Source organism: Ideonella flava (assembly GCF_051857595.1).
Classification (GTDB): Bacteria; Pseudomonadota; Gammaproteobacteria; order Burkholderiales; family Burkholderiaceae_C; genus Ideonella.
In genome coordinates this window covers 64,147-78,532 of record NZ_JBPZHD010000004.1, presented here as the reverse complement: position 1 = coordinate 78,532, position 14,386 = coordinate 64,147, and the positions used below count along the sequence as shown (strand labels likewise).

The following is a 14,386-nucleotide window of genomic DNA, read 5'->3' as shown; positions in this document are numbered from 1 at the left end:
CAGCGCGCGGGCTCCCCGGCACTGTCGGATTCGCGACAACGGTGGTTCGCCGCCCGTCGATCTGGCGCGCCAAAGCGCAGGTGCTCCGCGGATCTGCCGATGGGTCTCGCCGCGACAGTGGAGCCGAGGCGCCAAGACGCCCAGACGAACCCATCAGCGAGGTGTGAACCCATGAATATCCCAGCCCTGGCCCGCATCGGGCCGCGCCTGGCCGCGTGTTTCGGCCTGTTGATCCTTGTGTGTGCCGGCGTGGCGGCCTATGCCGTGTGGCATCTGCGCGCCGTGGATGCGACGCTCGGCCGCGTGACCGAGCAGAGCCTGGTGCACGTGCTGTGGCTGGGCGAGGTCAAGGACAACCTCAACCTCGTGGCGCGCGGCGTGCGCAACATCGCGCTGCTGGCCGGCGATGGCAGCCTCAAGGCGATCCGCGAAGAGCGCACCCGCGTAGAGACCGCGCGCAAGCGCAACAACGAGTTGGCGCAGCAGTTGCACGATGCGCTGGCGGGCACCGCGACGCAGCCGCTGTACCAGGCCTTCGTGGCGGCGCGCGAGCCGTACCGCCAAGCCCTGGACAAGGCGATCGAGCAGGCGCTGGCCAACGACCGTGACGCGGCGCGAGACACGCTGCTGGGCGAGCTGCGGCCGTTGCAGGCGGCCTACTTCAAGGCCTTGGATGCCCTGATCGACGCCGAGCGCCAGGACGTCGAAGCCTCGACGGACGAAGTGCGGCGCAGCGCGGCCCGGGCGAGCGTGGTGATGCTGGCGCTGGCCGCGCTGGCGGCCGCGGCCGGACTGGTGCTGGCCTGGTTCACCACCCGCTCCATCACCCGGCCGCTGGCGCAGGCGGTCGATGTGGCGCGAACCGTGGCCGCGGGCGACCTGCGGGCCCGGATCGCCGTGCGCGGCCGCGACGAGACGGCCGAGCTGCTGGCGGCGCTGCGCGACATGAATGAGAGCCTGGGCCAGATGGTGGGCGCGGTGCGCGGAGCCGGCGAACAGATCGCCCTCGGCGCGACGCAGATCGCGGCCGGCAATGGCGACCTGAGCGTGCGCACCGAGCGCCAGGCCGGCAGCCTGGAGCAGACCGCGGCGGCCATGGACGAACTCAACGCTGCCCTGCGCGGCAACGCCGAGGCAGCCCAGCGGGCGAGCGCGCTGGCCGAACGCGCGGCGGGCAGCGTGGCCAGCGGCAGCGCGGCGATGGACCAGGTGGTGTCGACCATGGGCGACATCGCCGGCGCCTCGCGCCAGATCGCCGACATCATCGGCGTGATCGACGGCATCGCCTTCCAGACCAATATCCTGGCGCTCAACGCCGCGGTCGAGGCGGCGCGGGCCGGCGAGCAGGGGCGCGGCTTCGCCGTCGTCGCGGGCGAGGTGCGTGCGCTCGCGCAACGCAGCGGCGAGGCGGCGCGCGAGATCCGCGGCCTCATCCTGCGCAGTGTCGAGCGGGTCGACGAGGGCACGCGGCAGGTCGGCCAGGCAGGACAGACCATGAACGAGATCCTGCGCGAGGTGGGGGCGGTCAACACCCTCATCGGCCAGATCTCGAGCTCGACGCACGAGCAGAGCCGGGGCGTGGGCGAGATGCACGACGCGGTCGCGCACCTGGACGAGGTCACGCAGCAGAACGCGGCGATGGTCGAGCAGGCCGCGGCGGCTTCGGGCAGTCTGCAGGAGCAGGCCGAGAGGCTGTCGGCGCTGGTGGCGCGCTTTCGCGTCGCCTAGCTCTGGAGATCCGCGCAGCTTGCTACAGGCTGCTCGGCGGCTTCCGGCTCGTCTTCGGCCTGCGATCCCGCCAGCAGCCCATGGCGGCGCAGCAAGGTCCGCAAGGTGTGGCGGCTCAGGCCCAGGGCCCGCGCCGTCACCACCTGGTTGTGGCCATGATGAGCGTACGCAGCGCGTAGCAGGGTGGCTTCGAGCTGGGCGTGCAGATGGGCCGGTGGATCGCGCAAGAGCTCGGCAAACAAGCTGGAGGCGCGCTCCATCGGCGTGGCGGCCGACTGCTGCGAAGCGACAACATGGGCGGCCGCCAGCGGGGACTCGAAGGACGGCGGTGCCGCCGTGAGGTTCACCAGCCGCAGGTCTCGTGTGCGGATCACGCCGTCCTGGCAGACGATCAGCGCGTGGTGGACCACGTTCTCCAGCTCGCGGATGTTGCCGGGCCAGGGATAGTCCAGCAGCGCGCGCTGCGCGGCCGGGTCGATCTCGGCCTCGACACCGCCCAGCTTGCGAGCGAACAGGCGCACGAAGTGCTGCGCCAGGGGCAGGATGTCGCCGATCCGCCGGCGCAGAGGCGGCAGGCTCACCGGGGCGACGCTGAGGCGGTAGTACAGGTCGGCGCGGAAGTGCTTCGCAGCCACCGCCTGATGCAGGTCGATGTTGGTGGCGGCCACCAGCCGCAGGTCGAGCGCGATGGGCTTGCGCGCGCCCAGCCTCACGACCTGGCGCTCCTGCAGCACCCGCAGCAGCTTGACCTGCTGAGCGGTCGGCAGGTCGCCGATCTCGTCGAGGAAGAGGGTGCCGCCGTCGGCTGCCTCGAACCAGCCCGGCCGGGCACCCGGTGCACCGGTGAAGGCGCCGGCCTCGTGGCCGAACAGCTCGGCGTCGATGAGGCTCTCGGGCAGGGCGCCGCAGTTGACCGCCACGAACGGGCCGCTGCGCTGGCTGATGGCGTGGAGGTGGCGGGCGATCAGTTCCTTGCCCGTGCCCGTCTCGCCGACCACCAGCACGGTGGCGTCGCTGCGCGCCAGCCGCTCCACCTCGTGCAGCAGCTGCAGCGACAGCGGGTCTTCGAACAACAGCGCCTTGGCCCGAACCGACAAGGGAGAGGCCGACGGCGACGGCAGGGTCAGCACGCGGGAGGACGACACAGGGCGGCAGTCTTCCAGGGCCGGCGGGCGCGGCGAACGAATCAAACCGGCTGAGCTTGGAATGGACGGTCATAACAGCGCCTTCAGATTCACGAGGCATATGCATATGCTCATGAGCAAATATCAGTTCGAGGACGACGCCCACCTCGCCAGCATCGCGTCATGCACGCTTTTTCAACGCCCGTGTCCCCCGGCGCCGATGCGCCACGCATCGCCGTCGTCGGCCTCGGCTTCAGCGGTGCCGCGGTGGCGCTGCACCTCCTGCGCGAGCTTCCGGCCGGCGCGACGCTGTGGCTCATCGATCCGGCGGCGCGGCGCGGCCGCGGGCTGGCCTACGGCACCCGCTGCGCCAGCCACTGGCTCAACGTGCCCGCGGGCCGGCTGGGCATCGAGACCGGCCACGAGGCCGGCTTCGTCGAGTGGTTGCGGGGCCAGTACGGCAGCTGCGGCGCGGGGGACTTCGTTCCGCGCCTGTTGCTGGGCGACTATCTCGCGCACACCCTCGCCGAAGCCGAGAAGGCTGCGCTGACACGTGGCGTACAGGTTCGGATGGTGCGCGCCGGCGCGGTGGACGTGGGCCCCGGCCCGGCGCCTGGTGTTCACCTCGTCCGCCTGGACGATGGGCAGGCGCTGGAAGCGGATCGCGTCGTCCTCGCCCTCGGCCACCTGGCCCCCGAGTCGCCTCGCCTGCCCGGCGCGCCGCCCTGGGGCTCGCCCGGCCTGATCGACCAGCCCTGGGACGAATCGGCCCTCGCGGCGCTGCCGGAGGACGGTGACGTGCTGCTGCTCGGCAGCGGCCTGAGCGCCATCGACATGCTGACCTGGTTGCAGGACCGCGGCCATGCGGGCCGCCTGACGATGCTGTCGCGGCGCGGCCTGTTGCCGCAGCCGCACCGCAGCCTCGAAGCCCAGCCGCGACCCGCCGGGCCGGCGGGCCAGGCACTGAGCGGCGCGCATTCCCTGCGGCAGATGCTGCGTGTGGTGCGCCGTTGGGCCGACGAGGCGGCCGAGACCGGTGGCGACTGGCGCGACGTGATGGCCAGCCTGCGACCGGACACGCCCGCGCTCTGGCAGCGCCTGCCGGTGCGCGAACGCCGCCAGTTCCTGCGCCACCTGCAGCCCTGGTGGGACACCCACCGTCATCGCCTGGCGCCGGGCATCCATTGCCGCCTTCGAGCGGCCCTGCAGGCCGGGCAGGCCGAGGTCAGGGCAGGGCGCGTGCGGTCCGTCTTGCCCCTGGGCGAGCGCAGCGGCTTCGAGGTCAGCTGGGCACCGCGTGGAAGCGACGGGCCGCTGGAGCACCGCCGGGTGGCGGCCATCGTGAACTGCACCGGGCCGTCGGCCCGTGTGGGCCATGCCGCTCGCACCGTTCCCGGCACGCTGCTGGCGGCGATGCAGGCGCACGGCAGGCTGTGCGTGGACCCGCTGGGCCTGGGCCTGGCGGTCGATGGTCAGCATCGTCTGCTCGACGCCGAGGGCAGGCCGCAGGCGGGCCTGTACTACGTGGGTCCGATGCTGAAGGCCCAGCACTGGGAGGCGGTGGCCATCCCGGAGCTGCGCGTGCATGCGCAGGCCATTGCCGAGGAGCTCCTGCAGGGCCTTGCAGTCAGCGCCTGAACCCGACCCGGCCCAGGCGGATCAGCCGGCGGCGCTGGCCTCTGCCCGCAGGGCGGCCTGCACCACCTCGCGCGTCAGCGGCGGCGCGAAAGTCCGGATGAAGTCATAGTCCACCTCGCGCAGCAGCGACTGGCGCCTGAGGGCCACGCGGGTGACATTGGCGGCGAACAGATGACGCGCGTCCAGCGCCACCAGCGGCGCGTCGCGTTCCGCCTGGTAGGCCACAGCGGCCACGATGCCGACGCCCAGGCCCAGCGAGACGTAGGTCTTGATGACGTCGGCATCCATGGCCACGAGGGCGTAGTGCGGCACGAGGCCGGCCGCCGCGAAGGCCGCATCGATCTGCGACCGGCCGGTGAAGCCGGCCTCGTAGCTCACCAGGGGATAGGCGGCCAGCTGCTGCAGGGTGAGCGGCGTTCCGACCGGCTGCTCCAGTGGATGGCCCGGCGGAACGAGCACGAGGTGGGTCCAGCGATAACAGGGCAGCGTGGCGAGGGCTGAATGGCGGGCCAGCGCCTCGGTGGCGATGCCGATGTCCGCCTCGCCGTCCAGCAGCCAGCGGGCCACCTGCTCGGGCGAGCCCTGGCGCAGCTGCAGCTGCACGTCGGGATGGTGGATGCGGAAGTCGCGCACGGCCGGAGGCAGCGCATAACGCGACTGTGAATGGGTGGACGCCACCGTGAGCAGGCCGCCGCGCTCGCTGGCGTAATCGATGCCTACGCGGCGCAGCTGCTCGGTCGACTGCAACAGCCGTTCGACGATGGGCAGCACCCGCTCGCCGGGTGCCGTCAGGCCCACCAGCCGCTTGCCCACGCGGCGGAACAAGGTGATGCCGAGCTCGTCTTCCAGCTCGCGGATCTGGCGGCTCACGCCGGGCTGCGTCGTGTGCAGCGCCTGGGCGACGTCGGTCAGGTTGTAGTGCTGGCGCGCGGTCTCTCGCACCGAACGCAGTTGTTGCAGGTTCACGCCTCGTCCTTCGCTGACGCGCCGTGGCCGGCGCTGGCGGGCATTCTGCGAAGCGGCCGCCGCGCACCGAACGAAGGAAACCGACGCAGCATGCGCTCGCTGCGCATAACGGCGAGCACCGCGCCGCTGCGGGCGCTAGCTAGAACCGCTTGCCTGCCGTGCGCGAGCGGAAGAGGTCGACCACGTTGACGTCGCGCGGGCCGGGCTGCACGGTGAACGATTCGCCGGCCTGCAGCGTGCCGGCCTCGATCACCCCGAGGTAGGCGCCGCAGTAGCCCGATTCGACCATCAGCTTGGCGGCCTTGGCGAAGCCCATCACCGCGTTGAACTTGAAGCACGGAAAGCGCGGCTCGCTGACCGCGAGGACCGCACCGTGCTCGAAGACCAGCCGGTCGCCTATCCACATCTCGCGCTCGGTCAGGCCTTCCAGCGTCAGGTTCTCGCCCATCGCGCCCGGCGGCAGCAGCGGCGCATCCCAGGCGTCCAGCCGCGCCTGGGCGCGCACGGTGCGCCAGAAGGGGTAGTGCGCCAGCGGATAGGCGTACACGGCCTTCGACGGCCCGCCGTGCACCGACAGGTCGGCCTGCTCGTCGCCCTCGAGTCCCATGCGGCTCACCGCCACCGGGCCCCGTCTCGGCTGCTTGCCGATGCCGGTGAGGACCTCCCGGTCATTGATGAGGCGCGGCGTGGCGCGCGCGGTGTTGACGCTGACGATGTGCATGCGCCGGCATTTTGCGGTGCGCGAAGGCCAGGCGAGGCCGTGGGCCCAATCCTCAACAAACCTCACACCCCAGGGCTTGCGGGGTCGACGCTGTCACCCGCCGTGTCCAACATGGAGCGATCCGCTGCGCCTGCTGCCGGTTGCCGGCATGGCGCGCGGACAGTCGCGGCCATGAGCCGCGGTTTTTTTGGGGTTCACCGTGGGCGCGCGGCCACCAGCCGGCGCCATGCAACCGAGGAGTTGGAGTTGATGCAGATCCGTCAGACGCTGCTGGCCAGCGCGGCCGCAGCCGCCTTTTTGTCGTTGGGAACCGGTGGCGCACAGGCCGCCACTCAAAGCGTGCCGGCCAAGGCCGCCGAGCAGACCCGCCACTGGTTCGTGGAGTTCAACAGCCTGCCGACCATCGAGGGCACGTCGCTCGAAAAGGTCCGCGGCGAGAAGGCCGCCTTTCGCGCCGCCGCCAAGGCTGCCGGCCTGTCCTTCAAGGAGCGCCGCGCCTTCGACGTGCTGTTCAACGGCGTGTCGATCGAAGCCGGCCCGGCCATGCGCGCCAAGATCGCCCGCCTGCCGGGCGTGAAGGCGATGTACCCGGTCGAGATCATCCAGGCGCCCAGGCCGATCAAGGGTGAGAAGCCGGCCGGCGCGAGCGATCTCGACATCGCGCTGCAATTGACCGGCGCCGACCAGGTGCAGGCCATGGGCTACAACGGCGCCGGCGTCAAGGTCGGCGTGATCGACACCGGCGTCGACTACGACCACCCTCTGCTGGGCGGCAACGGCAGCCCGGGCAGCACGGCCTTCCCGTCTTCGCGAGTGCAGTACGGCTACGACTTCGTCGGCGACGCCTACAACGCGGATCCGGCGAGCCCGAACTACGACCCCGTCCCCCACCCCGACGCCAACCCTGACGACTGCGCCGGTCACGGCACGCACGTCGCCGGGATCATCGGCGCCAACGCCGGCGGCGTCGCGCCGAACGTCACCTTCGGCGCCTACCGCGTCTTCGGCTGCGAAGGCTCGACCGAAGCCGACGTGATGATGGCCGCCATGGAGCGCGCGCTGGCCGACGGCATGCAGGTCGTCAACCAGTCCATCGGCTCGTCCTTCCAGTGGCCGGAGTACCCGACGGCCAAGGCGGCGGACCGCCTCGTCAAGGCCGGCGTGGTGATGGTCGCCTCGATCGGGAACAGCGGCACCAGCGGCCTGTACGCGGCCGGCGCGCCGGGTGTGGGCAAGAAGGTGATCGGCGTCGCGTCGTTCGACAACACCCACGTCAAGCTCAACGAGTTCACTGTCTCCGAGGACAACACGGCCATCGGCTGGCAGCAGGCCACGGGGGCGCCCAGTGCGCCGCTGTCGGGCTCGCAGCCGATGTCGCGCACCGGCACGGTGGCCTCCACCACCGACGCCTGCAGCCCGCTGCCCGCCGGCAGCCTGAGCGGCACGGTGGCCCTGATCCGCCGTGGCGGCTGCACTTTCTACGTCAAGGCCTTCAATGCGCAGGTGGCCGGTGCCGCGGGCGTCGTGCTCTACAACAACGTGCCGGGACGCATCAGCCCGACCGTCGTCGGCGTGCCGGCCATCACCATCCCGGTGGTCAGCGTCTCCGACACCGAGGGCGCGCTGATCGACTCGCGCCTGGCGTCCGGCGCGGTCACGATGACCTGGACGCCCGACCTGGGCACCTTCCCGAACCTCACCGGCGGGCTCATCTCGAGCTTCAGCTCCTACGGCCTGGCCGCGGACCTGAGCATCAAGCCCAACATCGGCGCCCCCGGCGGCCTGATCTATTCGACCTATCCGCTGGAGCTGGGCGGCTACGCCACGCTGTCGGGCACTTCGATGGCCTCCCCGCACACCGCCGGCGGCGCTGCGCTGCTGCTGCAGGCCGATCCGAAGCTCAAGGCCAAGGACATGCGTGACCGGCTGCAGAACTCGGCCGACCCGGCGATGTGGCAAGGCAGCCCGGGCCTGGGCTACCTCGACGAGGTGCATCGCCAGGGCGCCGGCATGCTCGACCTCGTCGGCGCGGTGCAGGCGACCACGCTGGTGCAGCCGGGCGAGCTGGCCCTGGGCGAAAGCCAGAACGGCCCGGTGACCCGCACGCTGACCTTCACCAACAAGGGCAGCAGCCCGGTCACCTACGACCTGAGCCACGCCCCCGCGCTGGCGACGGGCCCGAACGAGTTCAGCGTTTCGGCCTTCGACACCTTTGCCACGGTCGACTTCAGCGCCGCCAGCGTCACGGTGCCCGCCAAGGGCAGCGCGACGGTCGATGTCACGGTGACCGCGCCGGCCACCTTGGCCGACAAGGGCATCTACGACGGCTACGTGGTCGCGACCTCGCAGGCCGACGGCAAGGCCATCCGCGTGCCCTACGCCGGCCTGAAGGGCGACTACCAGGCGATCCAGGTGCTGGTGCCGACGGCCAACGGCTTCCCCTGGCTGGCCAAGTTCGACGGCACCAACTACACCAACCAGCCGGGCGGCGCGAGCTACACGATGGCGGGCAACGACATCCCGTACTTCCTGGTCCACCTGGATCACCAGTCGCGCCAGCTCAAGCTGGAGGCCTTCGATGCGGTGAGCGGCAAGCCCATGCACTACGTGAGCCTGGACAACTACCTGCCGCGCAGCGCCACCTCGACCGGCTTCTTCACCTGGACCTGGGACGGCACGACCTTCACCAAGGGCGGCCACACGACGCCGGTGCCGAACGGCCAGTACGTGGTCAAGCTGTCGGTGCTCAAGGCGCTCGGCAACCCCGACAACGCCGCCGACTGGGAGACCTGGAGTTCGCCGGTGGTGACCCTCCAGCGTCCGTAAGCCCCGCGCTGCGGCCGCCACGAGCCCCTGCCGCCCCCGGCAGGGGCTTTTCTTTGCCCGCCCAGCGCGACTTTGTTCGCTGGGCGCGCGGCACTCGCCACGAGACAATCGAGGGCTAAAAGATCGGAGGGAGAGGTTCGTGATCGTGCGCACGCTGCTGCTGACCCTGGCGCTGACCGGGGCGGCTCAAGCCGAGCCGAGCTATCGCTACGCCGGCACGGCGACCCAGCAGCTCCACGAGGTCGACGCGAACTCGATCCGCAAGGAGGGGCCGTGGATCTACTTCGACGTCAGGTCCCGCTCGCTCATCCCCGGCAGCGACTACGGCTACGAAGGCCACATCGCCGTGGATTGCGCTGCGCGCACCCGCATGGACCTGTCCAACACCGCGCTGTTCGGCGGCCAGCGCCACACCAAGGTGGTGGACTCGCCGCGCATGAAGACCGTGTTCGACGGCACGCAACAGGCCGAGGAGATGGACCTGGTGTGCGGCCTGGCCGGCGCGGCCACTGCACCGACGGCCGCATCTTCGATGCCTGCGCCGCCTCCGCCCCTGGCACCTGCCGGCCGCCCGAAGCTGCGGGCGACGACCACCGGCCTCGTCGTCTCGGCCGAGGGCTGGGTGCTGGCGCCGGCCGAAGCGGTGCGCGACTGCGGGCGCGTGGATGTCACCGCGCTCGGCGCCCACCACACGGCGGTGCTGGCCGACGGGGTTTCGACCGGTGCTGGCTATGCCGTGCTGAAGATCGACGGCGGCCCGTATCCCGCGCTGCTGCCGCGAGCCGATCCGCCGCCCAAGGGCAGTCCGCTGACGCTGCTGGGCTTCGCCGCCGATGCGACGGCCACCTCGCAGCCCCGCGTGGCCGCGGCCTATGTCTCGGGCGGGGAGCCGGCGGACAAGCCCGACGGCAAGCCGTGGATCACCGTCTCGGCCGCCGCCAGCATGGCCGTCGGCGTCGTGCTCGACGAGCGCGGCCTGGTGGCCGGCGTGATGCAGGCCCAGGCCGGCGGCAGCCCCGGTGAACTGAAGGGCAGCGTCGCCCGTGTCGAGTCGCTTCGCCGGCTGCTCGACTACCACGGCGTGCCGTGGCCCGCCCCGGCGGCGCAGGCGCTGCCGGCCAAGACCGACGTGCTCAGGCGCGCGGTCCCGGCCACCGTGCTGGTGGCCTGCTACACGAACTGAAATCGACAAAAGGCATTGCATGATCATCGGCATCGACCTGGGGACCACCAACAGCCTGGCCGCCGTGTGGCGCGAAGGGCGCGCGGAGCTGGTGCCCAACGCCCTGGGCGAAGTGCTGACGCCGTCCTGTGTCAGCCTGGACGGTGACGGCAGCGTGCTCGTGGGCCGCGCCGCGCGCGAGCGCCTGCAGACCCATCCCGAGCTGTCGGCCGCGCTGTTCAAGCGCTACATGGGCAGCCAGAAGACGCTGCGCCTGGGCCGGCGCGAGTTCCGGCCCGAGGAGCTCTCGGCGCTGATCCTCAAGTCGCTCAAGGCCGATGCCGAGGCGCTGCTGGGCGAGCCGGTGACCGAGGCGGTGATCACCGTGCCGGCCTATTTCTCGGATGCGCAGCGCAAGGCCACGCGCGCTGCCGGGCAGATGGCCGGCCTGAAGGTCGAGCGCCTGCTCAACGAGCCCACCGCCGCGGCGCTGGCCTACGGCATGCACCACCGCGGCGCCGAGACGCGCTTCCTGGTCTTCGATCTGGGCGGCGGCACCTTCGACGTGTCCATCCTCGAGCTGTTCGAGGGCGTGATGGAGGTGCGGGCATCGGCCGGCGACAACTTCCTGGGCGGCGAGGACTTCGTGCAGGCCCTGGTCGAGCAGTTCATGCAGCGCCGGAACCTGCCCGATCGGCTGCGCAAGGACGCCGGCTTCATGCAGCGCCTGGCCGCCGCGGCCGAGGGCGCGAAGCGCACGCTCAGCGTGCAGGCGGGGGCGACCATGCGCGTGCACGTGGGCGACGAAGAGCAGGTGCTCGAGATCGACGAAGCGCTGCTGGAGCAGGCCTGCGCGCCGTTGCTCAAGCGCCTGCGCGCGCCGGTCGAGCGCGCGCTGCGCGACGCCAACCTGCGCAGCAGCCAGCTCGACAACATCGTGCTGGCCGGCGGCGCCACCCGCATGCCGCTGGTGCGCAAGCTCGTCACCACCATGTTCGGCCGCTTCCCGGCGGTCGACCTCAACCCCGACGAGGTGGTGGCGCTCGGCGCCGCCGTTCAGGCCGGCCTGAAGGCCAGGGACGCGGCTTTGGACGAGGTGGTGATGACCGACGTCGCGCCGTACTCGCTGGGTGTCGGCGTGAGCGTGCGGCTGGACGAGCAGGCCGTCTCCAGCGGCCATTTCGACCCGCTCATCGAACGCAACAGCCCGGTGCCCATCAGCCGCGTGAAGACCTACGTGCCGATGCAGGACCGGCAAAGCGAGATCGAGCTGCAGATCTACCAGGGCGAGGCCCGCATGGTGCGCGACAACATCCACCTGGGCACCCTGTCGATCGCGCTGCCGCGCCTGCCGATCTCGGAGTGCGCGGTCGACGTGCGCTTCACCTACGACGTCAACGGCCTGCTGGAGGTCGAGGCCATGGTGCAGAAGACTCAAGCGCGCGAGACCCTGGTGATCGAGGGCAATCCGGGCCTGCTGACGGAGGCGCAGATCGCCGAGAAGCTCCAGTCCCTGGCCGAGCTGAAGATCCACCCGCGCGACCGCATGGACAACCGCACCCAGCTGGCGCGCGCCGAGCGCCTGTACGAGCAATGCCGTGGCGAGCAGCGCGAATGGCTCGGAGCCCAGATTCTTCGCTTCGAGCGCCTCCTGGCCACGCAGGACGACCGCGCCATCGCCCCCGGGCGGCGCGAGTTCGAGTCGATGCTCGACCAGCTCGAGCGCCACACCATGCTCGACGGCGCGCCGCGCTGACCCGCGATGGAGCACATCCCCGAATGCCTCACGGCGCTCGGCCTCGGCCTCGAAGCCGACGAGCGCGCCATCCGCCGCGCCTATGCGCAGCGCCTGAAGCGCATCGACCAGGCGGCCGATCCCCAGGCCTTCCAGTCGCTGCGCGAGGCCTACGAGATGGCCTTGCGCTGGGCCGCCTGGCAGCGCCAGCAGGCCGACAGTGGCGAGTCGCAGCCGCCTGAAGAGACGGTGACCGACGCGGGCGAGCAGCCGGTGATGCAAGACGTCCCGGCGGACACCGGGCCGGCGGAATCCGTCCGGCCGCAGGAGCCGCCGCCGGCCCCGGTCCAGGGTCCGGAGTCGATCGGCGAGGCGGTGTTTGCCGGCTTCGTCGCCCGCATGGACCAGCCCTTCAAGTCCGAGGACGAAGCGCAGGCGGCGCTCGACCAGGCGCTGGCCGACGAGCGCCTGATCAATCTCGAGGCGCGTGCCTTCTTCGAATGGCGCGTGGCCTGCCGGCTGGTGGAGGGCTGGCAGCCGGGGCACGAGTTCCTGCTGGGACCGGCCTGCACCACCTTCCACTGGGACACCGAGAGGCGCCAGCTGGCGGTGTTCGGTCGCGTCGGCGCCATCCTCAACGCCGCGATCGACGAGCGCCTGATCTTTTTCCGCCAGCCGGCGGGCGAGTTCGAAGCGCAGAGGCAGCTCATCCAGCGCCTTCGCCGCGATGCCGCGCCGCCGCCGGCGCGTCTGGCCGAGGACATGCCGCGGCTGCGCCAGCTGGCCCAGCGCTATCCGCACTGGCTGCCGATCATCACGCCGCGTGCGCATGCGTCGCGCTGGAGCGAGTCGTTCGATCAACTGCCGGCGAGCATGCGCACCCAGCCGCCGCCGGGGACGGACCTGCGTGAGTCGGTCGGTTCGGCGCCGCCGAAGCGGTCGTCCTCGGGCGGGGCGTCGTTCTGGTGGGTCGGCCTGCTGCTGTTCGCGGTGATCCGCGTGGTGAGCGGGCTCGGCAGCGAGTCTCACAGCCGCCCGGCGCGGGACTGGCAGCCGCCGACCTACGAAACACGCCTGCCATCGTCCTCGACCCGGGCGGTGCCGGATTTCGCCCTGCCCGGCGAGACAGCCCCGGAGGGACGCCAGGCGCCGCCCTGGGAAGCGCCTCGATCCGCCAGCTCGCCCAAGGTCGCCCGCGTCGCGGTGCAGCCCGCGGCCAAGCCGGCGCCTGCCCCGGTACCGCCGCCGGCGCCTGCCGACCTCTCCAGACGCCAGAAGGAGGCCGAGGCTGCGTTGCAGAAGGCCCTGCAAGAGGCGCGGCAGGCGGCGCAGGACAGCGTCACGCTCAGCGAGCCCGTCCGGGCCGGCGGCGCGGCGCCATAGGGCCGCAGCGGTGAGCAGCGAAAAGGCGATGGCCTGGCTGATCGGCCGGCTGCTCGGCGCCTGCCTGGGCCTGGCCGGACTGGCCTGCGCGGCTCAGGCGGCGCCGGTCTTTGTCGACGCCGGGAGCACCCACACGGACCGCTACGAGATCGACCTGGGCTCGCTGCGGCCCTACGGTGAGGCGTGGCGCTACCGCGTCCGCTCCTACAGCCAGGGCGACTACTACGTCGGCGCCCAGGTGACCGACGTGGTGGTCGACTGCGCCCGGCGCACCCGGGCGGAGCTGGGCAGCATCCACATCTCGACTTCGCGCGCGCTCGAGAGTCCAAGCCCCACGCCGCAACCCCGCCCGGTGTACGAAGGCTCGCGCCAGGCCGAAGAGCTGGACGTGGTCTGTCGTCCGGGGCCTCCCGAGCCGTCGTACGGCGCGGTTTCAGCGGCTTCTGCGCCGGATCGACCGGAGGAGTCGCTCGCGACCACTGCGCCGCGAAGCACGTCGATCGGCGTCATCGTGGACGCCGAGGGGCTGATCCTGGTGGCCGACCGGGCGGTCCGCGGATGCCCTCGGGTGAGCGTCGTGGCCGCCGGGCGGCGTCGTGAAGCCGTGCTGCTCAACCGAGGACCGATGGCGGGCCTCGCGGCGCTGCGGGTAGCCGGTGGGCCCTACGAGCGTCTGCTGCCCACCGACGGGCCGCCTCCTGTCGGCGACACCGTGCTGCTGCTGGGCTTCGTCTCGCACGGCTCGGGCGAGGCCGCGCTCGAGCTCGTGCCGGTGCGTTGGTCCTGGGGATGGCCCTCGCCCGCGCAACCCGTGGCGATGACCGAAGGGCTGGTGGTCGATACCTCGGCCGGCCTGATCGAGCTGCTGATGCTGGACGTCGACGCCCCGGCCGAAGAGCCCCGTGGCGAGGCCGTGACGCCGCGTGCCGTGCGCCAGGTGCTCGAATTCTTCGGGGTCGACTGGCCCTCCGGCGAAAAGCCTGCAGCGCCGGGCTCACCAGCGGCCATGCAGCGAGTGGGTCGTGCCGCCGTTCGTGTGGAATGTCGCGCGTGAGCGCTGACTCCGCATTTCTCATCGCATCTTGCTGCGCATCAGTCCATTC

At 71.5% G+C, this 14,386-nt stretch carries 10 protein-coding genes; 7 read left to right on the top strand and 3 right to left on the bottom strand.

Annotation, left to right across the window (positions count from 1 at the left end):
- Window positions 1-171 precede the first annotated feature (171 nt).
- Window positions 172-1,728 carry a methyl-accepting chemotaxis protein gene (locus ACS5PM_RS09465; protein ID WP_439387359.1) on the top strand — a complete coding sequence of 519 codons (1,557 nt, stop codon included), beginning with the start codon at window positions 172-174 and terminating at the stop codon, window positions 1,726-1,728.
- Here the strand turns inward: ACS5PM_RS09465 and ACS5PM_RS09460 are convergent.
- Window positions 1,725-2,873, bottom strand: a complete 1,149-nt coding sequence (locus ACS5PM_RS09460) for a sigma-54 interaction domain-containing protein (RefSeq protein WP_439387358.1) — start codon at window positions 2,871-2,873, stop codon at window positions 1,725-1,727. The genes ACS5PM_RS09465 and ACS5PM_RS09460 overlap by 4 nt on opposite strands.
- 162 nt (window positions 2,874-3,035) lie before the next feature.
- Here ACS5PM_RS09460 and ACS5PM_RS09455 point away from each other — a divergent pair, with 162 nt between their 5' ends.
- Window positions 3,036-4,490 carry an FAD/NAD(P)-binding protein gene (locus tag ACS5PM_RS09455; protein ID WP_439387357.1) on the top strand — a complete coding sequence of 485 codons (1,455 nt, stop codon included), beginning with the start codon at window positions 3,036-3,038 and terminating at the stop codon, window positions 4,488-4,490.
- A 21-nt stretch (window positions 4,491-4,511) separates the two neighbouring features.
- Here ACS5PM_RS09455 and ACS5PM_RS09450 read toward each other — a convergent pair whose 3' ends face one another.
- Both ACS5PM_RS09450 and ACS5PM_RS09445 read right to left on the bottom strand, forming a co-directional pair.
- Complete coding sequence (locus ACS5PM_RS09450) at window positions 4,512-5,456, bottom strand: CysB family HTH-type transcriptional regulator (protein WP_439387356.1); 945 nt, start codon at window positions 5,454-5,456, stop codon at window positions 4,512-4,514.
- Window positions 5,457-5,595: 139 nt separating this feature from the next.
- Window positions 5,596-6,177 carry an MOSC domain-containing protein gene (locus ACS5PM_RS09445; protein ID WP_439387355.1) on the bottom strand — a complete coding sequence of 194 codons (582 nt, stop codon included), beginning with the start codon at window positions 6,175-6,177 and terminating at the stop codon, window positions 5,596-5,598.
- A 249-nt stretch (window positions 6,178-6,426) separates the two neighbouring features.
- Here ACS5PM_RS09445 and ACS5PM_RS09440 point away from each other — a divergent pair, with 249 nt between their 5' ends.
- The 5 genes from ACS5PM_RS09440 (at window position 6,427) to ACS5PM_RS09420 (ending at window position 14,337) form a co-directional block, all read left to right on the top strand.
- Window positions 6,427-9,003 carry a S8 family peptidase gene (locus ACS5PM_RS09440; RefSeq protein ID WP_439387354.1) on the top strand — a complete coding sequence of 859 codons (2,577 nt, stop codon included), beginning with the start codon at window positions 6,427-6,429 and terminating at the stop codon, window positions 9,001-9,003.
- Window positions 9,004-9,142: 139 nt separating this feature from the next.
- Window positions 9,143-10,186: a trypsin-like peptidase domain-containing protein gene (locus ACS5PM_RS09435; RefSeq protein WP_439387353.1), complete on the top strand. Its 1,044-nt coding sequence runs from the start codon at window positions 9,143-9,145 to the stop codon at window positions 10,184-10,186.
- A 19-nt stretch (window positions 10,187-10,205) separates the two neighbouring features.
- Window positions 10,206-11,921, top strand: coding sequence for a molecular chaperone HscC (locus tag ACS5PM_RS09430; RefSeq protein ID WP_439387352.1), 1,716 nt, complete (start codon window positions 10,206-10,208; stop codon window positions 11,919-11,921).
- 6 nt (window positions 11,922-11,927) lie between these two features.
- On the top strand, window positions 11,928-13,283 hold the full coding sequence (locus tag ACS5PM_RS09425; RefSeq protein ID WP_439387351.1) for a hypothetical protein: 1,356 nt from the start codon (window positions 11,928-11,930) through the stop codon (window positions 13,281-13,283).
- 10 nt (window positions 13,284-13,293) lie between these two features.
- Window positions 13,294-14,337: a hypothetical protein gene (locus ACS5PM_RS09420; RefSeq protein ID WP_439387350.1), complete on the top strand. Its 1,044-nt coding sequence runs from the start codon at window positions 13,294-13,296 to the stop codon at window positions 14,335-14,337.
- Window positions 14,338-14,386: the final 49 nt, after the last annotated feature.

Excerpts from the sequence above, each read along its gene's own strand:
- ACS5PM_RS09455 (WP_439387357.1), top strand. The coding sequence starts at position 3,036 with ATGCACGCTTTTTCAACGCCCGTGTCCCCCGGCGCCGATGCGCCACGC.
- ACS5PM_RS09430 (WP_439387352.1), top strand. The coding sequence starts at position 10,206 with ATGATCATCGGCATCGACCTGGGGACCACCAACAGCCTGGCCGCCGTG.
- ACS5PM_RS09425 (WP_439387351.1), top strand. The coding sequence starts at position 11,928 with ATGGAGCACATCCCCGAATGCCTCACGGCGCTCGGCCTCGGCCTCGAA.
- ACS5PM_RS09465 (WP_439387359.1), top strand. The coding sequence starts at position 172 with ATGAATATCCCAGCCCTGGCCCGCATCGGGCCGCGCCTGGCCGCGTGT.
- ACS5PM_RS09440 (WP_439387354.1), top strand. The coding sequence starts at position 6,427 with ATGCAGATCCGTCAGACGCTGCTGGCCAGCGCGGCCGCAGCCGCCTTT.
- ACS5PM_RS09445 (WP_439387355.1), bottom strand. The coding sequence starts at position 6,177 with ATGCACATCGTCAGCGTCAACACCGCGCGCGCCACGCCGCGCCTCATC.